At 74.6% G+C, this 22,108-nt stretch carries 18 protein-coding genes and 1 pseudogene; 10 read left to right on the top strand and 9 right to left on the bottom strand.

Translation table 11 applies throughout. From position 1 onward, the window contains the following. Positions 1 to 445 precede the first annotated feature (445 nt). Positions 446 to 1,648 carry an MFS transporter gene (locus tag DMH08_RS13440; protein WP_125614217.1) on the top strand — a complete coding sequence of 401 codons (1,203 nt, stop codon included), beginning with the start codon at positions 446 to 448 and terminating at the stop codon, positions 1,646 to 1,648. Here DMH08_RS13440 and DMH08_RS13435 read toward each other — a convergent pair. Next, positions 1,645 to 3,354: a dolichyl-phosphate-mannose--protein mannosyltransferase gene (locus DMH08_RS13435; protein ID WP_125614214.1), complete on the bottom strand. Its 1,710-nt coding sequence runs from the start codon at positions 3,352 to 3,354 to the stop codon at positions 1,645 to 1,647. The genes DMH08_RS13440 and DMH08_RS13435 overlap by 4 nt on opposite strands. Positions 3,355 to 3,428: 74 nt before the next feature. Here DMH08_RS13435 and rsmI point away from each other — a divergent pair, with 74 nt between their 5' ends. Further along, entirely contained in the window at positions 3,429 to 4,277 is an 849-nt protein-coding gene (gene rsmI, locus DMH08_RS13430; protein WP_026402254.1) for a 16S rRNA (cytidine(1402)-2'-O)-methyltransferase, read from the top strand. A 77-nt stretch (positions 4,278 to 4,354) separates the two neighbouring features. Then, positions 4,355 to 4,702 (top strand): hypothetical protein, encoded by a 348-nt coding sequence (locus DMH08_RS13425; RefSeq protein WP_125614211.1) that lies wholly within the window; start codon positions 4,355 to 4,357, stop codon positions 4,700 to 4,702. 6 nt (positions 4,703 to 4,708) lie between these two features. Here DMH08_RS13425 and DMH08_RS13420 read toward each other — a convergent pair whose 3' ends face one another. After that, positions 4,709 to 6,508 carry a hypothetical protein gene (locus DMH08_RS13420; protein WP_233617566.1) on the bottom strand — a complete coding sequence of 600 codons (1,800 nt, stop codon included), beginning with the start codon at positions 6,506 to 6,508 and terminating at the stop codon, positions 4,709 to 4,711. Positions 6,509 to 6,819: 311 nt separating this feature from the next. Here DMH08_RS13420 and DMH08_RS13415 point away from each other — a divergent pair, with 311 nt between their 5' ends. Together DMH08_RS13415 and DMH08_RS13410 are read left to right on the top strand one after the other, a co-directional pair. Next, positions 6,820 to 8,142: a glycosyltransferase family 2 protein gene (locus DMH08_RS13415; protein WP_026402253.1), complete on the top strand. Its 1,323-nt coding sequence runs from the start codon at positions 6,820 to 6,822 to the stop codon at positions 8,140 to 8,142. 201 nt (positions 8,143 to 8,343) lie between these two features. Continuing rightward, positions 8,344 to 10,149, top strand: a complete 1,806-nt coding sequence (locus DMH08_RS13410) for a hypothetical protein (RefSeq protein ID WP_125614208.1) — start codon at positions 8,344 to 8,346, stop codon at positions 10,147 to 10,149. Positions 10,150 to 10,185: 36 nt separating this feature from the next. Here the strand turns inward: DMH08_RS13410 and DMH08_RS13405 are convergent, their stop codons facing one another. Beyond that, the gene (locus DMH08_RS13405) at positions 10,186 to 11,787 is read right to left on the bottom strand and encodes a glycosyltransferase family 39 protein (protein ID WP_125614205.1); all 1,602 of its coding nucleotides are present in this window, start codon (positions 11,785 to 11,787) and stop codon (positions 10,186 to 10,188) included. 121 nt (positions 11,788 to 11,908) lie between these two features. On the opposite strand from DMH08_RS13405, the gene metG reads away from it, so the two are divergent. Beyond that, positions 11,909 to 13,702: a methionine--tRNA ligase gene (gene metG / locus DMH08_RS13400; RefSeq protein WP_125614202.1), complete on the top strand. Its 1,794-nt coding sequence runs from the start codon at positions 11,909 to 11,911 to the stop codon at positions 13,700 to 13,702. Then, positions 13,699 to 14,517 carry a TatD family hydrolase gene (locus DMH08_RS13395; protein WP_125614199.1) on the top strand — a complete coding sequence of 273 codons (819 nt, stop codon included), beginning with the start codon at positions 13,699 to 13,701 and terminating at the stop codon, positions 14,515 to 14,517. The genes metG and DMH08_RS13395 overlap by 4 nt, the downstream gene beginning before the upstream one ends. Before the next feature lie 6 nt (positions 14,518 to 14,523). Here the strand turns inward: DMH08_RS13395 and DMH08_RS13390 are convergent, their stop codons facing one another. The 6 genes from DMH08_RS13390 to DMH08_RS13365 form a co-directional block, all read right to left on the bottom strand. Next, a complete protein-coding gene (locus DMH08_RS13390; RefSeq protein ID WP_125614197.1) occupies positions 14,524 to 14,811 on the bottom strand; it encodes a hypothetical protein in 288 nt (95 codons plus the stop codon). Then, complete coding sequence (locus tag DMH08_RS13385; protein ID WP_125614194.1) at positions 14,778 to 15,512, bottom strand: hypothetical protein; 735 nt, start codon at positions 15,510 to 15,512, stop codon at positions 14,778 to 14,780. The genes DMH08_RS13390 and DMH08_RS13385 overlap by 34 nt, the downstream gene beginning before the upstream one ends. Before the next feature lie 49 nt (positions 15,513 to 15,561). Further along, on the bottom strand, positions 15,562 to 16,551 hold the full coding sequence (locus tag DMH08_RS13380; RefSeq protein WP_125614191.1) for a hypothetical protein: 990 nt from the start codon (positions 16,549 to 16,551) through the stop codon (positions 15,562 to 15,564). A gap of 1 nt (position 16,552) precedes the next feature. Then, positions 16,553 to 17,551, bottom strand: a complete 999-nt coding sequence (locus DMH08_RS13375; RefSeq protein ID WP_125614188.1) for a hypothetical protein — start codon at positions 17,549 to 17,551, stop codon at positions 16,553 to 16,555. Between the two features lie 13 nt (positions 17,552 to 17,564). Further along, positions 17,565 to 18,527 carry a hypothetical protein gene (locus DMH08_RS13370; protein WP_125614185.1) on the bottom strand — a complete coding sequence of 321 codons (963 nt, stop codon included), beginning with the start codon at positions 18,525 to 18,527 and terminating at the stop codon, positions 17,565 to 17,567. 73 nt (positions 18,528 to 18,600) lie between these two features. After that, a complete protein-coding gene (locus DMH08_RS13365; protein ID WP_125614182.1) occupies positions 18,601 to 19,542 on the bottom strand; it encodes a hypothetical protein in 942 nt (313 codons plus the stop codon). Between the two features lie 91 nt (positions 19,543 to 19,633). On the opposite strand from DMH08_RS13365, the pseudogene rsmA reads away from it, so the two are divergent. The 3 genes and pseudogenes from rsmA to DMH08_RS13350 all read left to right on the top strand — a co-directional run. Then, positions 19,634 to 20,482 (top strand): annotated as a pseudogene (rsmA, locus tag DMH08_RS13360) (16S rRNA (adenine(1518)-N(6)/adenine(1519)-N(6))-dimethyltransferase RsmA); the annotation flags it as partial. A 121-nt stretch (positions 20,483 to 20,603) separates the two neighbouring features. After that, positions 20,604 to 21,671 carry a glycoside hydrolase family 26 protein gene (locus tag DMH08_RS13355; RefSeq protein WP_233617565.1) on the top strand — a complete coding sequence of 356 codons (1,068 nt, stop codon included), beginning with the start codon at positions 20,604 to 20,606 and terminating at the stop codon, positions 21,669 to 21,671. Between the two features lie 61 nt (positions 21,672 to 21,732). Next, on the top strand, positions 21,733 to 22,108 hold a 376-nt coding region (locus DMH08_RS13350), incomplete at its 3' end, for a GHMP family kinase ATP-binding protein (RefSeq protein WP_442778637.1).

Here is a 22,108-nt window from a genome sequence, read left to right as displayed (position 1 = left end):
GCCGCACCCGGAACGAGAGAACAGACTACGGCCGCAGGACGTTCGCCGTGGCGGCGATTCGCCGGACTCGCCACGAGCCGTCGCCCGTTGCCGGTTTCTCGCCGAACGTGATTTTTGCGTGGAAAGCGGCAGAGACGCGCGCGATCATCGGACCAGATCGCCGATGCGGGAAGGCGGGTGGCGTCCGGTGGGCGAGGCGAACGAGCGCGAGGCGCCCGACCGGGAGGCGCCCGATCAGGACGGGAAGCGGCGCGTGCGCGGGACGTGGTACCTGGTCGCCGCTGTTCTCGTACCTGGCTGCACGTGATCGGTATCGGACGGGCCCGCGCGCCATGGCGAGCTTGCCGCCGGGACACATCTGCGGGACGCGCTAGAGCGATCGGGGGCCGACATGGTACGTATGACTGCGGCTAGTACTACGTATGACTGAACGACGGGGGCGCTGATGCGCGGCTATGTCCAGTTCCTGCGGCGGCGCCACGCGGCGCGGCTGCTCGGGGGAACGCTGCTGGGGCGGCTGCCGAACGGCATGGGGATGCTGGCGGTGGTGCTGCACGTCCGGGCGGACGACGGGGGCTACCCGCTCGCGGGAACGCTGTCGGCCCTCCTCGGGCTCTCGACCGCCGCGGGCCAGCCCGTCCTCGGGCGCGCCATGGACCGGTACGGGCAGGGCCGGGTGCTGCTGCCCGCCGCGTGCGCGTCCGCCGCCGGGTTCGTGCTGCTCGCGCTCGCCGGCGCCGACCCGCTGCCGGTGTCGATCGCCGCGGTCGTCCTCGCCGGGTTCGCGACCCCGCCGCTGGAGGCCGGGCTGCGCGCGCTCTGGCCGGACGTCCTGGACGGCCCGGAGCAGGTCGACGCCGCCTACGCGCTCGACGCGGCGGCCCAGGAGATCCTGTTCACGGTCGGGCCGCTGCTCGTCGTCGCGGCGGCCGCGCTCAACACCGAGTCCGCGCTCGTCCTGACGGGCGTGCTCGGCATCGCCGGGACGCTCGTCGTCGCGCTCTCCGGCCCCTCGCGCCGCTGGCGCGGCGAGCCCCGCGCCGCCGACTGGGCGGGCCCGCTGCGCTCGCCCGGCCTCCGCGTCCTGCTCGTCTCGCTCGCCTGCGCCGGGATCGCGCTGGGCGTCTACGCGGTCGCCGTCGTCGCGTACGCCGAGCGGCACGGCAGCGACGCCGCGTCCGGGATCCTGCTCGCCTGCATGGCGGGCGGCGCCCTGCTCGGCGGGCTCGTCTACGGCGCGCGGCACTGGGCGGGCGAGCCGCACCGCAGGCTGCCGTGGCTGCTCGCCGCGCTCGCGCTCGGGTACGCGCCGCTCGTCCTCGCGCCCGGGACGGCCGCCATGTCGGTGCTCGCGTTCCTCAGCGGCGTCTTCCTCGCCCCCGTGCTGGCCTGCAGCTTCTCGCTCGTCGACCGGCTCGCGCCGGCCGGCACCGTCACCGAGGCGTTCGCGTGGGTCGTCGCCGCCGTCGGCGCGGGCGGCGCGCTCGGCTCGGCGGTGTCCGGCTTCGGGCAGGACCTCGCCGGCGTCCCCGGCGCGTTCGCCGGGGCCGGGATCGGCGGCGTGCTCGCCCTCGCGATCTGCCTGCTGGGCGCCAGGGCGCTGCGCCCCGCGAAGGCGCCCGCCGTCCCGGAGCCCGTCGCGGGCTAGACCCAGCTGCCGAACCAGATGCGGGCGTGCCAGTCGTCGTACGGGAGGGTCTCGGCGGACAGGATCGGATAGAAGTACGCGAAGTTCGCCAGCACCACGAGGACGAACGCGCCCGCGGCCGCCGCCCCGACCAGCCGCCGCGCCCCCGCCACCGGGACGCGCCCCTCCGGGGCGGGCACGTGCGCGCCGCCCTTGCGCAGGTCGACCCCCTGCCCCTCGGCCGCGTACGCGTGGTCGGGATAGGTCTCGGCGTCGCGGACGGCGTCGGGGCGCGGCGCCGCGGGGACGCCCGGGGGTCTCGCGGGGCCGATCAGGTAGCCCAGGACCAGGACGATCGCCAGCACCATGAACGGGACCAGCGGCGTCGCGTAGAACAGGAACATCGTCCGGTCGGAGAACGCCGACGGGAACCACGAGACCCACCCGGCGAGGAACCCGGCGATGATCGCCCCGGCCCGCCAGTCGCGCAGGATGAGCCACACGAACACCAGCGCCGCCAGCGCGGCCAGCGCGCCCCACCACAGCGCGGGCGTCCCGATCCCGAGGATCTCGCGGGAGCAGCGCTCGCCCGCCCCGCACGCGTTCTCCGGCTCGGTGTAGAAGAACGCCACCGGGCGCTTCAGGATCGGCCAGCCCCACGGCCACGACTGGTAGGGGTGCTCGGCGTCCAGCCCGGTGTGGAACTTGAAGATCTCCGAGTGGTAGTGCCACAGGTCCGGCAGGGCCTCGAAGGGGCGCAGCGGCGCGATCGACGCGACCTCGCCGCGCCCCCAGCCGCCCGGACGGAAGATCCACCCCCACCACGTCGCCAGGTAGGTGACGAGCCCGACCAGGACGAGCTGCGCGAACGCCGGCGCCGACTCCAGCAGCAGCGCCCCCGCCATCGGCCGCCGGACCCCGGCCTTGCGGCGGGCGCCGTAGTCCCACAGCACGACCATGATCCCGAACACGGCGATGTAGAACAGGCCCGTCCACTTCACCGCGACCGCCAGGCCGAGGCAGATCCCCGCGCCGAACCGCCACCCGTGCAGCAGGAACGGGCCGTACGGAGACGTGTACCTCTGCTCCATCTTCTCGGCGAGCAGGCGCCGCGACCGGTCGCGGTCGTTCACCAGGCACGCGAACCCGGCGAGGATCCAGAACATCACGAAGACGTCCAGCAGCGCGGCGCGGCTCGTGACGAAGTGCAGGCCGTCCACCGCCAGCAGCAGCCCGGCCGCGCAGCCCAGCAGCGTCGACCCGGTCATCCGGCGCGCCACCCGGCACAGGATCAGCACCGACAGCGTGCCGAGCAGCGCGGGCATGAACCGCCAGCCGACCGGCGTCGCGCCGAACATCCACTCGCCGACCGCGATCATCCACTTGCCGAACGGCGGGTGCGCGACGAACGCGGGGCCGTTCGCCCAGATGTCGGCGTTCGGATCGGCGATGAGCAGCTTGTCGGCGTTCTCGACGGTGTTGTGCTCCCAGCCGAACTCCAGCAGGGCGAGCGCGTCCTTGGCGTAGTACGTCTCGTCGAAGACGATCGCGTCGGGCTGGCCCAGCCGGTAGAAGCGCAGGATCCCGGCGAACGCGGTGATCAGCAGCGGGCCGACCCAGCTCAGCGGCGCGCTGCCCGGGATCCCCGGGGCGAGCCACTCCCGCAGGGAGAGCGGCCGCCGCCGGACCGCGCGGGCCGGGGCGGGCGGCAGTTCCGTCGTCGCCATGGCGACCATCGTACGGGCGGTCGTGATCGGCTCGGCCGACCCGGACGGGCCGGGGCCGGTGGGACAATGGGCGCGTGACGGGAACCCTGCTGCTCGCCGCCGCGCCGATCGGACGGCCCGAGGACGCCTCGTCCCGGCTCCGTGCGGCGCTCGCCGGCACGCCCGTGATCGCGGCCGAGGACACCCGGCGGCTGCGCCGCCTCGCGAGCGACCTCGGCGTCGAGGTGGGCGGGCGCGTCGTGTCGTACTTCGACCAGAACGAGAAGGCCCGCGCGGACGAACTGCTCGCCGACCTCCTCGCCGGACGGGACGTCCTGGTCATCACCGACGCGGGGATGCCCGGGGTGTCCGACCCGGGCTACCGGCTGGTCCGCGCGGCCGTCGCCGCGGACGTCCCGCTCACCGTGCTGCCCGGCCCGTCCGCCGTCACCACCGCGCTCGTCCTGTCCGGCCTGCCCACCGACCGGTTCTGCTTCGAGGGCTTCCCGCCGCGCAAGGACGGCGAGCGGGCCCGCCGGTTCGCCGCGCTCGCCGACGAGCCGCGCACGATGGTGTTCTTCGAGTCCACGCACCGGATCGCGGCGGCTCTCGACGCGATGGCCGCCGCCTTCGGCGCGGACCGTCCGGCCGCCGTGTGCCGCGAGCTGACCAAGACCTACGAGGAGGTTCGCCGCGGCCCCCTCGGCGACCTCGCCGCCTGGGCGCGGGACGGCGTGCGCGGCGAGATCACCGTCGTCGTCGGGGGCGCCCCCGAGCCCGCCGGGCTCACCGACCCGGACGACCTGGCCGCCGCCGTCGCCGCCCGCGAGGCCGCCGGGACGCGCCGGAACCGGGCCGTCGCGGAGATCGCGAAGGAGAACGGCGTCCCGCGCGCCGTCGTCTACGACGCGGTCGTGCGCGCCCGTGCCGCGGGTGACAGGTAATCATCACCCACGGGAACGGTCCATAAACGGATTTTCCGGGCACGAGACCCTGTGTTGGGCGTCGGGCGGGAGTCACCATGGAAAGGGTGAACCGGCGCCGCTCGGAGGGGGTGAAGGTCGTGCGAGACGCATGGTCCAGCCGTGAGGTGTGGACGTTCGAGTGCCTGTGCTGCTCGGCGACCTGGGACGAGCAGATCGACATCCGCCACTTCGGCGACGGGCACGGCATCGAGTTCGTGATCTACGAGCGCGACGGGCAGCCGTGCACGACACCGTGGGCCGTCGACCGGGCCTGCCCCGGGTGCCAGAGCCAGAACGTCAAGGCGCTCTCCGCGCCCCGCCCCCGGGTGGCCGAGATCCCGAAGGCCCGCGCCAACCCGGACGTGGCGCTCGTCTACCACCTGCGCCGCATCCACGCCTGGTAGCCGGCGTCAGCGGGCGGCGACCTCCGGGACCTTCTCCTCGACGCGCTCGCCGGGCGCCGGGACGGGCGCGGCGGTGCCGCCGGGGCCGAGGCGGCGCAGCCGGCGGCCGCCGCCGCGGACGGCCTGGCGCACCTCCGGGGTGAACGCCATCCCGGCGGCGAGCGCGGCGAGCGGCACGGCGGGCAGGACGTACCGGTAGTCGAACTCGGCGGTCGCGGCGGGGGCGAGCAGCAGGCCCGTCGCGAGCGTCCACGGCAGGAACGCGCGGCCGCCGAGGCGCCGCCACAGCGGCACCAGCCCGGCGAGGCCGATCAGCAGGATGCCGCCGACCATCGTGCCGCGCAGGTAGAAGACGTCCTGGTAGCCGCGGATCACCCCGGCGAACGGCTCCACGGTGCGGGTCTCGGCGTTGCCGTCCTCGTACTCGTTGGCCTCGGCGGCGGCGACCGAGTCGCCGTCCATCCGCCAGTTCGGCAGCGGGCGGGGGTTGCCGTCGCGGTCGGACCAGAACTCGTACTGCCCGTAGGTCGCGGGGTCGGGGAAGACGGTGCGCTCCCACTGGAACACGCGGAAGAAGTCGCCGAGGACGACCTTCGCGTAGTCGACCGGCTGGTTGGTGATGGCCCGCTTCGCGTAGTCGTTCGCCAGCTCGTTGTTCTCGGGGCTGAACCGCTGGCCGGGGTAGCGGTTCAGCGGCGACGCGCTGTTCCAGATGCCGTCCTGCGACTTCGGCAGCCGGTTCTCCGGCTCGGTGCACAGCGGGTACTGGCGGACGGGCAGGTCCGGGATCTCGTGGCAGTCGGCGAACTTGTAGACCCGGGCGTACAGGAAGATCCCGGTGCTCTCGGTCATCGCGAACTTGCCGGTCTCGGCCTTGTACCAGCTCATGTACGACAGGACGGGCAGCATGCAGGCGACCGCGGTGACCGCCATGATCTTCCAGCCGCTCCGCCGGATCAGCATGTACGTCAGCACGCCGATGAGGACCGGCATGCCGACCGTCCGGGTCAGCCACGAGAACCCGACGATCAGTCCGACCGCCGCCGCGATCTTCCAGCTCGGGCGGTCCCGCCACAGCAGCAGGGTCACCGCCGACATCACCAGGAACGCGAACAGCGTGTCGGACAGCAGGAGGTGCTCGAGCTGGATCTGGTACGCGTCGAGCAGGACGGGCGCCGCCGCGAGCGCCGCGCCCCAGCCGGGCAGCCGGAACCGGCGGTGCAGCAGGGCGTAGATCATCACGCCCATCGCCAGGCCCATCAGGTGCTGGACGCCCGCCACCAGCGCGAAGCTGTGGAACGGCTTCAGCAGGATCAGCAGGAACCCGTAGCCGTCGGGCCGCAGCGGGTGCGGGTACGGCTCCATCGCGACGTGCAGGTAGTCGAAGCTGTCGTTGAAGAACATGACCGGGCGGAAGCCGGCCATCGCCGTCAGCCGGAGCAGCGCCCCCATGACAATGATCACACTGAACGTCGGGTGCCTGCGGATCAGCGGCCACAGCCCGAAACCGGTTTTCGGACGGGCCGAATCGCCGTCGTCCGGCGTGTCGGCGCCGCTGTCCGGCGGATCCGCCGCCGCCTCCGGCGCGCCGCCGCGCGTTCCGTCCGGAGCCGGGGCGGACGTCGCGCCCGTCGGCGTGTCGCCGCCCGAGCCGGCCCCCGCGGCGCCGCGCGCGGCGCGCCGCCCGCTCGTCCGTCCGGCGCCGTTTCCGCCGGTCACGGACTCGCCCGCGCCCGCTCCGAGGCCGTGCTCGTCGCCCCGGACGGACTCGTCCCGTCCGGTGTCGCGCGGCGCTCGACCCGCCACTGGCGTACCTCCCCTTAGCCGTCGGGCACCCGGTCCGGTCGTACGGCCGTCTCCGGTGCGCGTCACAGCCGACACACCCTTTCCCTGCCGCCGTGCCCGTATGCTTGACGACCTAGCCTGCCGCCCACGACCGTGGCGGAGGGGGTTGTTCGGTTGCGAACGCGCAACACGATACGGGTGGTCTTCCTGAGACCCGCCATCATGACCCGCCCTCGGCAGGCATCATGCAGGAACGAAAAGGCCGAGCGCGGGAAATCAAGAGGGTAGTCGAACGCACCGCAGACGGTCACTGGGGTAACGAAGGAGATCACGTGGAACTCTCCGTAGTGATGCCGTGCCTGAACGAAGCCGAGACCATCGAGACCTGCGTCCGCAAGACGGTCGGCTTCCTCGAGGAGAACGGCATCGACGGCGAGGTCGTCATCGCCGACAACGGCAGCACCGACGGCAGCCAGCAGCTCGCCCGGGACGCGGGGGCGCGCGTCGTCCCCGTCGCCGACAAGGGGTACGGCAACGCGCTCATGGGCGGGATCGCCGCGGCGCGCGGCCGGTACGTCGCGATGGGCGACGCCGACGACTCCTACGACTTCACCACCCTCGGCCCGTTCCTGGACGAGCTGCGCGACGGCGCCGACCTCGTCATGGGCAACCGGTTCAAGGGCGGCATCGCCCCCGGCGCCATGCCGCCGCTGCACCGCTACCTCGGCAACCCGGTGCTGAGCTTCATCGGGCGGCTGTTCTTCCGCGCCAAGATCGGCGACTTCCACTGCGGGCTGCGCGCCTTCAACAAGGAGTCGATCATGCGGCTCGGCCTGCAGACCGGCGGCATGGAGTTCGCCAGCGAGATGGTCGTCAAGGCGACCCTGCAGGGCTACGACATCCGCGAGGTCCCGACGACCCTGTCGCCGGACGGGCGGACCCGCGCCCCGCATCTCAACACCTGGCGCGACGGTTGGCGTCATCTGCGCTTCCTCATGCTCTACAGCCCCCGCTGGCTCTTCCTCATCCCCGGTCTCGTCTTTATGACGCTCGGACTGATCGCCGGGATCGCGCTCTCCACCGGTCCGGTGACCGTCGGGGAGGTCGCGTTCGACGTCGACACCCTCGTCGGCGCGGGCGCCGCCATGGTGATCGGCTTCCAGGCCGTGGTGTTCGCGGTGCTCACGAAGGTCTACGCGATGCAGGAGGGCTTCCTGCCGGACGACCGGCGGGTGAAGCGCCTCATCAACTGGTGGAGCCTCGAACGGGGCCTGCTGGTCGCCGGGCTGCTCGCCGTCGCCGGCCTCGCCGGCCTCGTCGCGTCCCTGCTGCACTGGCGCGTCAACGACTTCGGCGAGCTGGACCCGCGCGAGTCGCTGCGCATCGTCGTCCCCGCCGCGACCGCGCTGGTCATGAGCCTCCAGGCGCTGTTCGGGACCGCGTTCATCAGCATCCTCGGCATCCGCCGCCGCCAGCACCCGCCGATGACGGACGCCGCCGCGGAGGCCGCGGGCGTCGTCGACGCCGCCGCGCACCGGGTCGAGGAGGAGCGCCGCCGGGAGGCCGAGCGCGCCGCCGAGCCCGAGCCCGCCGCGACCGGCGCCGCCGCCGCGAAGGACGGCGCCGAGGACGCGGACGCCGAGACGTCCGGCTGACCCCGGCCCCGCCCCGGCCGGACCGCGGAACCTGAACGTCCGCTCAACGCGCCCGGTGAACCGGCTGAGCGTTTTCCGGACCGGGGCCGTGCCCCCGCCCGTACTGTGACAGGCTGGGACGGCCATGGACCTTCCTCACCCGAGCAACCGTTCTCCGGCCGAAGCGCCCCCGCCCGGCACCGGCCGGGAGGCGGGACGTCCATGAAGCCGGAGGGCGCGCTGACCGTCACGCGCCGCTCGTCCGGCGCGGCCGCCCCGCCGGACGCCGAGGGGGCGCGCCGCGCGCGGCGCCGCTGGGCCCTCGCGTTCGTCCTCGGGTGGCTCGCGCAGGTCGGGCTGCGGGTGTGGCTGGCGTCCGGGCAGACGATCCCGGTCGCGACGCCCGACGAGTCCGGGTACCTGTTCGCCGCGCGCGTCCTCACCGGCGGCCCCGACGCGGACATGTCGTACGGGACCGTCTACCGCGCCGGGTACCCGCTGCTGCTGCTCCCGGCGTTCTGGGCGGACGACCCGGTCACCGTGTACCGGGGCGCGCTCGTCATCAACGCCCTGATCAGCGCCGCGATGCTGCCGCTGGCGTTCCTGCTGCTGCGCCGGCTGTCGGTCGCCGCGCGGCCCGCCTACCTGTTCGCGCACGCCGCCGCGCTGCTGCCGGGCGTGCTGTTCTACTCGCTGTTCGTCCTCACCGACGCGATCCTGCCGGTGGTCGTCGTCGGCTGGCTGCTGCTCGCGCACGCGTGGCTCGCGGCCCCGCGGGACCCGGCGCGGGACGGCGGCGGCCGCGGCCCCGCCGTCCGGCTCGCCCTGTGCGGGACGGGCGCGTCGCTGCTCGTCGGGTTCGCGTACGCCTCGCACAGCCGGGGCGCGGTCCTGCTCGTCGTCCACGGGGTCGTCCTGCTGGCGGGGGCGCTGCTGCGCCGCCGCTCGTGGCGCGCGACGATCCTCGCCGGGGCCGCCGCGGCCGCCGCGGTCCTCGCCGGGGCGCTGCTGAACCGCCTCGTCGTCCTCCCGCACCTGTACCCGGCGGGCGACAACGACCTGGGCGGCAACCTCGTCGAGCGGCTCACCACCGCGGACGGCTGGGGCTGGACGGCGTCGCTCGCGACCGGGCAGGTCTGGTACCAGGCCGTCGCGACCGGCGGTGTCGCCGCGGTCGGCCTCGCCGCCGCCGCGTACGCGGTCGTGCGCCGGGACGTCGCGGTGCCGGTGCGGGTGCTCGCCCTGGCCGTCCTCGCGACCGTCGCGGGCATCGCGCTCGCGACGTCCGCCGCGCTGCCCGTCGAGTACCGCGTCGGCAACTACGTGTACGGGCGCTACCTGGCGTGCGTGACGCCGGTGCTGTTCATGGCGGGCGTCGCCGTCCTGCTGCGCGTCCCCCGCCGGACCCTGGCGGCCGCGGCGGCGGCGGCCGCGGTGACGGCGGTCGCCGCCGCGGGCGTCGTCCAGTGGTACGCGGGCGACCTGCTCAGCGACTACACGTTCACGATCTACGACTTCCCGGAGACGTCGTTCCTCACCTGGGACTGGGACTCCTTCCACCTCTGGCGCGCCACCCTCGCGGGCCTCGGGATCCTGGCCGCCGGGACCGCCGCCGTCCTGCTGCCCCGGCACGGCCCGCCCGTCCTCGCCGCGCTGCTCGCCGCCGTCGCGCTCGCGACGACGGTCACGGCCGTCGACCGCATCGCCCGCCCGCTCGTCGCGGAGCAGACCGCCGAGACCGACCTGCGCGGCAGCGTCGACCTGCGCGGCCGGGGCACGATCGCCGTCGACTGGAACGTCCCCTGGACGACGCGGCTCTCGCAGTACTACTGGGCCTGGTGGAGCGACGGCACCCTCTTCGACTCCCGCTGGACGCCGCCGCCGCAGGACGCCGACATGATCGTCCTCAACTGGCCCGGCGGCGTCCCCGCCGCCGACTCCTGGCCCGGCGGCGCCCCGTCCGGCTGGGAGATCGTCGACAGCCGGCGCACCCCCCGGGGCAACTGGGTCGCCTGGGCGCGCGGCTGACGCGCCGGGCGGGCGGCCCGCCCGCGAGCGGCGGTGCTACCCGGCGGGCGGGTTCCAGAGCTCCAGGACGCCGTCCGACGACTTCCACATCGGGGTCCAGCCCTCGGCGGGGGACGGCGCCCAGCCGTAGCCGATCTGCGACTCCATGCCGCGCCACCGGGTGTACAGCAGGGGGCCCTCGTAGGCGGTGCGCGGCACCTGCGGCGAGTAGTGCGGCCAGTCGCGGATCTCGCCGTGCCAGGTGCGGCCGCCCCACACGTCCTTCGTGTAGAAGACGAGGGTCTGCGCGAGCCGCCGGTCGGTGACGATCAGGTCGATGTCGGCGTCGTGGGCGGCGAGGTGGCCGCGCAGCTCGCTCCACGCCTTGTCGCGGGGCAGGCTCGGGACGGCCTGGACCGCCGCGACCGCGTACGCGGCGCCGAGCCCGGCCGCGGCGACGGCCGCCGCGGCCCGGAGCCGCAGCCGCGCGGTCCACGCCCGCGGGACCGTCCGGTACAGCAGGATGAGGGAGCCGAACCCGCCCGCCAGCAGCGCCGGCATGACGGCGAACCAGTACCGGACGAGCCACGCGCGGAGCTTGATGTCGTTCGGGTCCAGGACGCCCGCGCACACCGTGAGCGGGACGGCGAGGACGCCGAACCAGACGAGGACGAGCGCGAGGCGCCGGTCGCGGGTGACGGCCCAGCCGACGATCGTCAGCGCGAGCGCCGCGACGAACACCGTCCCGAGCGGGTGCCAGTCGTGCATGGCGCGCAGGAACGAGCGGGCCGCCAGCTCGCGCGTCACGTAGTCGCGGGACTTGCCGCCGTGCGTCGCGGCCGACGTCAGCCCGGCGAGCGGCGAACCCCACACGATCTGGTTGTGCACGAGGTTGAACACCAGCACGCCCAGCATGGGGAGCCCGACCGTGATGTTGCGCCGCCACGGGATCCGCAGCAGCGCCAGGTAGGCCGGGATCGCGAGGAACAGGAACGCCAGGAACTCGCGGACGAGGAACGCCGACGCCATGAGCAGCCCCGCCGCGACCAGCCACCGGGTCTGGACGCGCCCGGCCCGCCGGCTCGCGACGACCAGCGCCGCCATCCCCAGCGCGAACAGCCCGGCGCCCGGCATGTCGGGCAGCACCACGCCCGTCGACCAGGTGATCTCCTGCCCGTACGGGTTCGTCAGCGTGAAGAACGGGTGCACCAGCAGGACCGCGGCGGACGCGAGGCCCGCGACGTCCCCGAACAGGGCGCGGACGACCAGGTAGGTGCCGGTGAAGAACGCGGCGCCGCCCAGGGCCGCGACGGCGAAGTACGCCGCCTGGCCGTCCCCGAGGAGCACCATGACCAGCCGCGCGGGCAGCACGAGGCCGATCCGGGTGACCTGGTGCGGGACCTCGTCGAACGGCCACTGCGTCAGCGGGATGTCGGGCCACGAGCGGGCCGCGAGCCACACGTAGTGCGGGTCGAAGTACAGCGGCGGCGTCATCAGGACGTACTGGACGCCGACGGCGGCCGCGGAGACGAGCAGGGCGAGCCAGACGACGCGCCGGGTGCGGCGGACGCGCGCGACGAGCCGGGCGCCGGGACGGCGGGACGGCCCGGCGTCGCCCGCGGTCCGGTGGTCGGCCTCGCCTGTCGTCGTCTGGGGCATGTCGCTGTCAGCCTTCGGGTCGTTCGGTTCGTGCGGCGGGAACGCCGAACCAGGCTACTGCCGCGGGCCGCCGGGGATAACCGTGCGATTCCGAGGGCGCGCGGCGACTACCCTTGATTCCATGTCCTCGTCAAGCCGACACATCCTGACCGCGCCCGCCTGGCCGTACGCCAACGGGCCCCGTCACATCGGGCACGTCTCCGGTTTCGCGCTGCCCGCCGACATGTTCAGCCGCTACCAGCGGATGGCGGGCAACAAGGTCCTGATGGTGAGCGGCACCGACGAGCACGGCACCCCGATCCAGGTGCAGGCCGACAAGGAGGGCGTGTCCCCCCGCGAGATCGCCGACCGGTACAGCACGGTGATCGCGGAGGACCTGCACGGCATCGGCATGTCGTACGACCTGTTCACCCGGACCTCGACCGCGAACCACTACGCGGTCGTCCAGGAGATCTTCAAGGGCCTGTACGACAACGGGTACATCTTCCCGAAGAAGACGATGGGCGCGATCTCCCCGTCGACCGGGCGCACCCTGCCCGACCGCTACATCGAGGGCACCTGCCCGATCTGCGGGTACGACGGCGCGCGCGGCGACCAGTGCGACAACTGCGGCAACCAGCTCGACCCGATCGACCTGGTCAACCCGGTGAGCCGGATCAACGGCGAGAAGCCCGAGTTCGTCGAGACCGAGCACTTCATGCTCGACCTGCCCGCGTTCACCGACGTCCTCGGCGACTATCTGCGCGGCAAGCAGGGGCAGTGGCGGCCGAACGTGCTGAAGTTCTCGCTCAACCTCCTGGACGACCTGCAGCCGCGCGCGATCAGCCGCGACCTCGACTGGGGCGTCCCGATCCCGCTGGACGGCTGGCGCGACAACCCGAACAAGAAGCTGTACGTGTGGTTCGACGCGGTCGTCGGCTACTTCTCCGCGTCGGTGGAGTGGGCGCGGCGGCAGGGCGACCCGGAGCTGTGGCGCGGCTGGTGGCAGGACCCGGACGCCCTGTCGTACTACTTCATGGGCAAGGACAACATCGTCTTCCACTCCGAGATCTGGCCCGCGATGCTGTTCGGCTACAGCGGGCAGGGCGGCAGGAACGGGACGCCGGGGTCGCTGGGCGCGCTCAACGTCCCGACCGAGGTGGTGTCGTCCGAGTACCTGACGATGGAGGGCAGGAAGTTCTCCTCGTCCCGCCAGGTCGTCATCTACGTGAGGGACTTCCTCGACCGCTACGACGTGGACGCCCTGCGCTACTACGTCGCGGTCGCGGGGCCCGAGAACCAGGACACCGACTTCACCTGGTCGGAGTTCCGCCGCCGCAACAACGACGAGCTCGTCGCGGCCTGGGGCAACCTGGTCAACCGCTCGGTGAACATGGCCGCGAAGAACTACGGCGCGGTCCCCGAGCCGGGCGACCTGAACGACGCCGACCGGGCGCTGATGGAGCGCAGCCGGAACGCGTTCGCCGCCGTCGGCGCCGAGCTCGGGCGGTCCCGGTTCAAGAACGCGATCACCGAGGCGCTCGACGTCGTCCGCGACGCGAACAAGTACCTGTCGGACCAGGCCCCGTGGAAGCTGAAGGACGACCCGGCGCGCGTCCAGTCGATCCTGCACACCGCGCTCCAGGTCGTGGACGACGCGAAGACGCTGCTCACGCCGTTCCTGCCGAACTCGTCGCAGAAGGTGTACGAGATGCTCGGCGGCGAGGGCGTGTGGAGCGGCATGCCGGAGCTGCGCGACGTCTCGGAGGACGGCGGCCCCGACTACCGCGTCCTGACGGGCGACTACGACGTCGAGGCCCGCTGGGAGTCGCGGCCGATCCGGCCGGGCGTCCCGCTGGCGAAGCCGGCGCCGCTGTTCAAGAAGCTGGACGAGTCGATCGTGGACGAGGAGCTCGCCCGGCTGGAGGGCGCGTGAGCACGGGCGGGCACGCGGCGCGGTCGTACCCGCCGCTGCCCGACCGCCTCCCCGTGGACGTCTTCGACAGCCACTGCCATCTCGACATCGTCGAGACGCCGGTGGACGAGCAGCTCGCCGCCGCGAAGGCGGCGGGCATCGCCCGCATCGTCACGATCGGCTGCGACCTGCCGTCGTCCCGGTTCGCGGTGGACGCCGCGGGCGAGTTCGACGACGTGTACGCGGGCGTCGCGATCCACCCGAACGAGACGACGGGGATCTCCGGCGCCGTCCTGGCCGACATCGAGGCGATGGCCGCGCACCCGAAGGTGCGGGCCATCGGCGAGACCGGCCTCGACTACTACCGGGACTGGGCGCCCAAGGCCGACCAGCACCGCTCGTTCCGCGCGCACATCGACATCGCCAAGCGCACCGGCAAGGCCCTCGTGATCCACGACCGCGAGGCCCACGACGACGTCCTGGCGATCCTGCGGGAGGAGGGGGCGCCCGGCACGGTCGTCTTCCACTGCTTCTCCGGTGACGCCGCGATGGCGGAGGTCTGCGCGGAGCGCGGCTACCTGATGAGCTTCGCCGGGAACGTCACGTTCAAGAACGCCGAGCCGCTCCGCGAGGCGCTGCGCGTCGCGCCCCTCGACCTGCTCCTCGTCGAGACCGACGCGCCGTTCCTCACCCCGATCCCGCACCGGGGCAAGCCGAACGCGTCGTACCTGATCCCGCACACCGTCCGCGCGATGGCCGAGGTCAAGGGCGTCGAGGTGGACGAGCTGTGCGCGGCCATCGCCGCGAACGGGGAGCGCGCCTTCGGCCCCTGGTGACCCGCGTCAGTCGCCGAGGCGGTGCTGGAGGAAGGCGATCACGAGGGCCGCGTCCCGCAGGAGCGGCGCCGCGGACGGCTCCGTGTGCAGCACCCACGACCGTCCGCGGCACGCCGCCGTCGCCGCGCGGGCGCCGTCGGCGCCGGTGACCTCCAGCACGCCGGGCCCGCGCCCCGCCGGGACCCCGGCCGCGCCGAGCCGCACGCCGTCCGGGCCGGTCAGCGTGTAGGCGCGCGGGCTCCAGGCGGTCCGCGCGATGATCAGGCGGGCCTTCCCGGACGTGTCGAGCAGCACGTACTCGGGCTTGAGCAGGGGGGGGCGGGGAGCGCGACGAGCAGGTGCGGCCGTCCGGAGGCGTCGTGCAGGGCCGCGAATCCCTTCCGGTCGTACACCTTCCCGAGAACCCACGCGGCGTCGACGAAAAGCCTCATCTCCGCCATCTCGGTCTGGTGCGGCCGGGGATGGGCGTACCCGGCCGGGGCCTCGGCCCGGTGCAGGGACGCGTGCGCGCCGCCGCCCGGGACCGTCGCCCTGCGGCGGGTGACGACGAGCTTCGTCCCGTCCGGCGCGTCCAGCAGCGCGCGGGCGGCGGCGCGGCCGGACGCGACCCGCCGCACGCTCCGCGCCGACCACAGCCCGCCCAGCACGAGCAGGATCACGGCGTGGCCGAAGTACGCGTACTGGTCGGTGACGGGCCCCGCGTAGGGCCCCATCGGGCCGATGCGCAGGTCGACGCGGGTGCCGTCGGGCGTGTCGACGTCGAGCCCGTAGATGTGGCCCTCGCCCGGCTCGCCGCTCTCGGTCGTCCACGCGGCCTCGCAGCGCTCCTCCCGGCCCTCCCCCTTCGAACCGGTGGCGTAGGTGTCGCACACCGTGACGGTCCCTTCCGCCCTCTCCCCGGCGGTGTACGTCCACACCATCACCGACGGCCAGAAGACCGCGAGAGCGACCGCCGCCGCCAGCACCACCGAGATCACGATCCGCCGCCACAGCATGATCAGGAATCGTAGGGGCGGCGACGGGCGCGGGCGGGACCGGTTCCGGTCAGGTGAAGTCGTGGGTGCGGAACTGGGCGAGGACGAGGACGAGCGCGGCGTCGCGCAGCGCCTCGGGCGCCGTGGCGTCGGCCCGCAGGACCCAGTCGCGGCCGCGGAGGCCCGCGGCGGCGACGCGGGTCCCGGCGGCGTCGCGGACGGCGAGCGTGCCGATGCCGGTGGCCGTCCGGGCGGAGCCGAGGTCGGCGCCGGACGGGTCCAGCAGCCGGTAGGCGAGCGGGTGCGGGGACTCGCGGCGGACGAGCAGCCGCGGCGCGCCCGACGGGTCGAGCAGGACGATCTCGGGCTCGAACTCGGTGTCGGTGCGGTGCTCGCAGTACAGGAGCGTCCGTCCGGCGGGGTCGTCGAGGGACGCGAACTCGGCGGCGGGGCGGCCCGGCGCGGTCCCCGGCGCCGGCGGGTGCGGGCGCCGGGGCCGTCCGGGCAGGTCGAGGCGGCGGTGGCCGGGGACGGGCGCGGGCACGGGCCGCAGGGTCGCGTACGGGGACCCGTCGGGGCGGCGGACCGCGTCGCGGGAGACGACGAGGGCGCCGGGCCCGGCGAGCAGTTCGGCGGCGAGCCGCCGGCCCCGGCGGTGGACGGCCCGCCGCATCCGCACGATCAGCGGCACGGCGAGGACGGCCGGCGCGGTGACGAACGCGATCGGCGCCAGGGCGGTCGGCAGCGTCCGCGACGACCAGCCGTTCGCGTAGGGGCCGGCGGGGCCGATCCGCACCGGGACCGTCCGCCCGGCCGGGGTGCGGGGGCCGAGCCCGTAGATCTCGCCCCGGCCGGTCCGCCCGCCCTCGGTGCGCCAGGTGCCGCGGCACGTCGTGGCCGAGTTGCGCCCCTTGAAGCTCGTGCACTCCGCGACGGTCGCGGTGCCCCGCTCGCCGAAGTGCAGCGTGTACGCCAGGACGGCGGGCCAGATCAGCGGGACGACCACGAGCGCGGCGAGCACGGCGGTCGCGGTGAGCCGGACGCGGCGTGCGCGGTCCATCTCAGTAGGCGGCGCGGAGCCGGATGTGGGCGAGGACGAGCGCGGCGTCGCGCAGCGGCTCGGGCGCGTCGTCCTCGATCCGCACCACCCACCTCATGAGCCCGCGCCCGGCGGCCTCGGCGACCGTCCGCCCGTCGGCGTCGCGGACCTCCAGGCTGTTGACGCGGGCCTCCTCGGCGGGCCGGGCGGTGCCGAGCTCGGTGCCGGCGGGGTCGAGGATCCGGAACCGGACGCCGTCCGTGCGGCGGACGAGCAGCCGCGGCGCGCCGGACGGGTCGAGCACCACGGTCTCGGGCTCGAACCGCTTCTCCGAGCGGTGCTCCAGGACCATGAGGGGCCGCTCGTCGGCGTCCACCAGGGAGACGAAGAAGGTGCGGCCGTCCTTCGGCAGGTCGAGGTCGCCGTGCCGGGCGGCCCGGCCGGGCAGGTCGAGGCGCCGGTGGCCGGGCGGCGCCTCCGGCAGGGACCGGACGAACGTGTGCGGCGAGCCGTCGGCGCGGCGCGTCCCGCCGTCGGAGACGACGAGCGCGCCGGGCGCGGCGAGCAGTTCGTCGGCGAGCCTGCGGGCGGGGCGGAAGGCGCCCCGGTAGATCAGGGCGAAGAGGGAGCCGAGGACCACGAGCGGCATCCCGGACAGGACGGGCGTCGTCCAGGCCCGGTCCCAGCCGTGCGCGTAGGGGCCGAGGGGGCCGATCCGCACCGGGAGGGTCCGGCCGCCTTCCGCGCGGGCGTCGAGGTTGTAGATCTCTCCCTCGCCGGTCCGCCCCCCGCCGGTGCGCCAGGTGCCGCGGCACACGTCCGGGCCGCGCCGCACGGCCTCGCACTCGGCGACGGTCGCGGTCCCCTTCTCGCCGGCGGCGAACGTGTACGCGAGGATCGCCGGATAGACCGCCCAGGCGCAGAACGCGGCCACGGCGATCCCGGCGAGGACGGGGCGGCCCCGCGACGTCCGCCGCGGTGCGGGCGCGGACGGTCCGGCGGGAGCGGGCGAGGAAGGCATCGGGGGGTTCCTCTCAGTAGGCGGCGCGGTGCTGGACGAGCGCGAGGACGAGCGCGGCGTCGCGCAGCGGCTCGGGCGCGTCCGCCTCGGTCCGTAGGAGCCAGGTGCCGCGCCGCCCGACGGCCGCCGCGACCCGCTTTCCGCCGGCGTCCCGCACCTCCAGCGCGAGGACGCGGGCGCGGCCGGGCGGCCGGGCGGACCCGAGTTCGGCGCCGGCGGGGTCCAGCAGCCGGAACTCCCGGTCGCCGACCCGGCGGACGAGCACCGTGGGGGCGCCCGACGGGTCGAGCAGGACGGTCTCGGGGTTCAGCTTCCGGTCCGAGCGGTGCTCCAGGAACAGCAGCGGCCGCTCGTCCGCGCCGAGCACGGACTGGAAGACGGTGCGTCCGGGCCCGGCGAGTTCGTCGCGGCGCTCGGTCCGCCCCGGCAGGTCGAGCCGCCGGTACCCGGCGGGCGGGCCGTCCAGGCGCCGGACGAGGACGTGCGGGGAGCCGTCGGAGCGGCGCACCTCGCTCTCGGCGACGATCAGCGCGGTGGCGTCGCCGCCGATCGACTCGGCGAGCTTCTCGCGGTGGAACACCTTCCGCCAGCGGAGCACCGCGATGTAGGCGATCAGGGCGACCAGGATGTAGCCCAGCGAGACGGCCGACCCGATCCACGTCCGCTCCCACCCGTTCGCGTAGGGGCCCAGCGGTCCGATCCGGACCGGGACGGTCGCGCCGGACCCTTCGCGGGCGCCGAGGTTGTAGATCCCGCCCTCGCCGGTCTCGCCGCCCTCGGTGCGCCAGGTGCCGCGGCAGCTCCGGAACCCCTGCCTGCCGCCGACCGTCGTGCCCCCGTCGCACGACTCCACGGTCGCGGTCGCCTTCGTTCCGGCGGCGAACGTGTAGGCGAGGACGGCGGTGTGGGCGGCCCACAGAGCGACGGCCACGACGGGGACGGCGACGAGCACGAGGCGGAGGCGGCGCATGGTCATCCGACGCGCCCCGTCGGGGGAGCGTTCCCACCGAACGTGGCCGGGTGCGGCCGGACGACGAGCCCGGGGCGCGCTAGTAGCGGCGCCGGGTCCGGACGAGGGCGAGGACGAGCGCGGCGTTGCGGAGCTCCATGGGCGCGTCCTGCTCGATCCGCAGCACGCACTCGCCGGGACCGCGCTCGGCGCAGCGCGCCACCATCCTCCCCTCGGCGTCCCTGACCGCCAGATCCGTCGCGGGCGCCTCGGGACGGGCGGAACCGAGCGTCCTGCCGTCCGGGGCGAGCACCCAGAACAGGGATCCGGCCTCCCGGCGGATCAGCAGCCGCGGGATCCCGGACGTGTCGAGGAGCACGGTCTCGGGCTCGAAACTCATCTCCGAGCGGTGTTCCAGCTGCATGAGCGGCTGCTGGTCGGCGCCCAGCAGCGTCTCGAAGAAGGTGAAGCGGCTCTTCATCCCGCCCGCCCATTCGCCGTGCCGGGGCGTCCGGCCGGGGAGATCGAGGCGCCGGTGGCCGGGCGGGGCCTTCCGCAGGTTCCGGACGACCGTGTGCGTCGAGCCGTCGGGATGACGCGTCCCGCCTTCGGAGACGACGAGCGCCCCGGGGTCGGCGGGCAGGCCGGCGGCGGTTCGCCGGCCGGTACGGAAGGTCCGGCGCCGGACGACGCGCGCGGGCACGCCCAGCATCACCAGCAAGGCCGCGCCCCAGAAGACCGGAAGCCACCAGGTGCGGCCCCACCCGTTCGCGTAGGGCCCCAGAGGGCCGATCCGCACCGGGAAGGTTCTGCCTTCCGCCGTGTCCGCGTCGAGGTTGTAGATCTCGCCCCGGCCGGTCTCCCCGTCTTCGGTGCGCCAGGTGCCGTGGCATTCGTCCGGCGCCCTGTTGTTCAGGTCGCACCGGACGACGGTCGCGGTCGCGTTCTCCCCGGCGGCGAACGTGTACGCGAGAACCGCGGGATAGAAGGCCCATGCGCAGAAGGCGGCGACGACGAAGGCGGCGGAGGAGGGGAAGCGCATGATCGTTCGACGGGTGGCGGGTCGGGAGCGTTCCCACGGGGCGCGGCCGCAGGCGGCCGGGGGAGGGTGCGGCTGCTGAGACAATCGACGGATGGGGGAGACGCGGGGACTGCTCGGGCCGGCGGACGTCCGGGAGCTGGCGGGACGGCTCGGCGTGCGGCCGACGAAGACGCTCGGCCAGAACTTCGTGATCGACGCCAACACCGTGCGGCGCATCGTGCGCGCCGCCGACCTCGGCCCGGACGACGTCGTGATCGAGGTCGGGCCCGGTCTCGGATCGTTGACGCTGGCGCTGCTGCCGGAGGCCCGGCGGGTCGTCGCGGTGGAGATCGACCCCGTGCTCGCGGGCGAGCTGCCCGCGACGGCGGCGGCGCGCGAGCCCGGCCTGGCCGGCCGGCTGGAGGTCGTGCGGGCCGACGCGATGAAGATCACACACGTGCCCGGGCCGGCCCCCACCGCGCTGGTCGCGAACCTTCCGTACAACGTGGCGGTCCCGGTCGTGCTGCACCTGCTGGCCGTCCTGCCGTCCCTGGAGAAGGCCCTGGTCATGGTGCAGGCCGAGGTCGCCGACCGGATGGTCGCGGCGCCCGGGAGCAAGATCTACGGGGTGCCGTCGGTGAAGCTCGCCTGGTACGGGAGCGCCCGCCGGGCCGGGCCCGTCGGGCGCGCGGTGTTCTGGCCCGTCCCGAACGTCGATTCCGGCCTGGTCGCGTTCACCCGGCGGGAGCCGCCGCCGACCACCGCGTCCCGCGACGAGGTGTTCGCCGTGGTGGACGCCGCGTTCGCGCAGCGGCGCAAGACGCTGCGCGCGGCGCTCGCGGGCTGGGCGGGGTCCGCCGCGGCGGCCGAGGAGGCGCTGCGGGCGGCGGGCGTCGACCCGCGGGCCCGGGGCGAAGCCCTCGACGTGGCCTCCTTCGCCCGGATTGCCGAGTATGGTCCTTCAGGGCGGGGCGGAGCCCCCCATGATCCCCCGGCGGCGGCCCCCGGGGACGCAACCCCGGATGAGTCGGAGGACGATGGTGAACGCGCGTTCGCGGACGGCGCGAGCGAGAATCCCGGTCGTGGCGACGGCCCTGATCGCGGTGGCGGGACTCGCCGGGACGGTCGCCGCGGGATGCTCTGACGGCGCGGGCGCGGCCCCCGACATCACGACGACGGCGCAGGCCGGCGTCGCCCCCGTCCCCCCGGACGAGGGCGCCTACTTCGGCGCCTGGCTGCCCGGCGCCGCCGCCACCGGCGGCGAGGGCGACGGCGGCGCGGACGACGGCCCGAGCGCGCGGCCGTCCGGCACCGGGAGCGGCACGGACGGCCCCGACGGGCCGGACCTCGCGGACGTCACCGCGTTCGAGGGCGACCTCGGCCGCCGGCTCGACATCGTGCAGACCTACCACGGCTGGAAGGCCGACTTCCCCGGCGACCTCGCCGCCGAGGTCACCCGGTCCGACCGCAGCCTGCTGCTGACCTGGAACGGCGGCGACACCCGCGAGATCGTCCAGGGCCGCTTCGACGACATGGTCCGCGAGCGGGCCCGCGCGATCAAGAAGCTCGGCAAGCCCGTCTTCCTGCGCTGGTCCCGCGACATGGACGAGCTCGCCGAGGAGGAGCGCGTCCACTCCCCGGCCGACTTCATCGCCGCCTGGAAGCACATGCGGAAGGTGTTCGCCGAGGAGAAGGTGCAGAACGTCGCCTGGGTCTGGTGCCCCACCGCCCGCGGCTTCGGGACGCGCGACGCCGGCGCCTACTACCCCGGCGACGCGCACGTCGACTGGATCTGCGCCGACGTCCGGCCCAGCGGCGACTTCGACTTCCAGGCCCTGTCGGAATCCCTCAAGCCGTTCCTGGAGTGGGCCCGCGACCGCTCCAAGCCCATCATGATCGCCGAGTTCGGGGTGCCGCGCTCCTACGGCGAGCGCCGCGCCGAATGGCTCCGCGCCGCCGCCGAGACCCTCCAGGACCCGCAGGTCAAGGCCGTCGTCTACTTCAACTCCGACGAACGCGCCGACGGCCCCCGCGACGAGCGCAACCGGTACGCGGTGACGGGCGACGAGCACGCGGTGTCGGCGCTCCGCGAACTCGCCACCGCCCCCTACTTCAACCCCCGCGACCTCCCCGTCACCAGCGGCGGCTGACCCGCCCGGGGGAGTGCGCGGCCGCCCCGCGCGTCCAATAGGGTTCGGTGACGTGAAACCGGTGAGCGTGCGCGTCCCCGCCAAGGTCAACCTGCAGCTCGGCGTCGGGCCGCTGCGCGACGACGGGTACCACGACCTCGTCAACGTCTTCCACGCCGTGTCGCTGTTCGACGAGGTCACCGCCGAACCCGCGGACGGGCTGCGGATCACCGTCGAGGCCGCGCCCGGCTCCCGCGTCGCCATCGGCGGCGTCCCCACCGGCGACGGCAACCTCGCGGCCCGCGCGGCCCGGCTCGTCGCCGAACGCCTCGGCACCGCGCCCGCCGTCGCGCTGCGCATCCGCAAGGCGATCCCCGTCGCGGGCGGGATGGCGGGCGGCAGCGCCGACGCCGCCGCCGCGCTGCTCGCCTGCGCCCGCCTCTGGGACGACCCCGCCG

This window comes from Actinomadura sp. WAC 06369 (assembly GCF_003947565.1).
Classification (GTDB): domain Bacteria; phylum Actinomycetota; class Actinomycetes; order Streptosporangiales; family Streptosporangiaceae; genus Spirillospora; species Spirillospora rifamycini.
The sequence above is the reverse complement of the archived record's forward strand: the minus strand, read 5'-3'. Positions and strand labels throughout refer to the sequence as shown.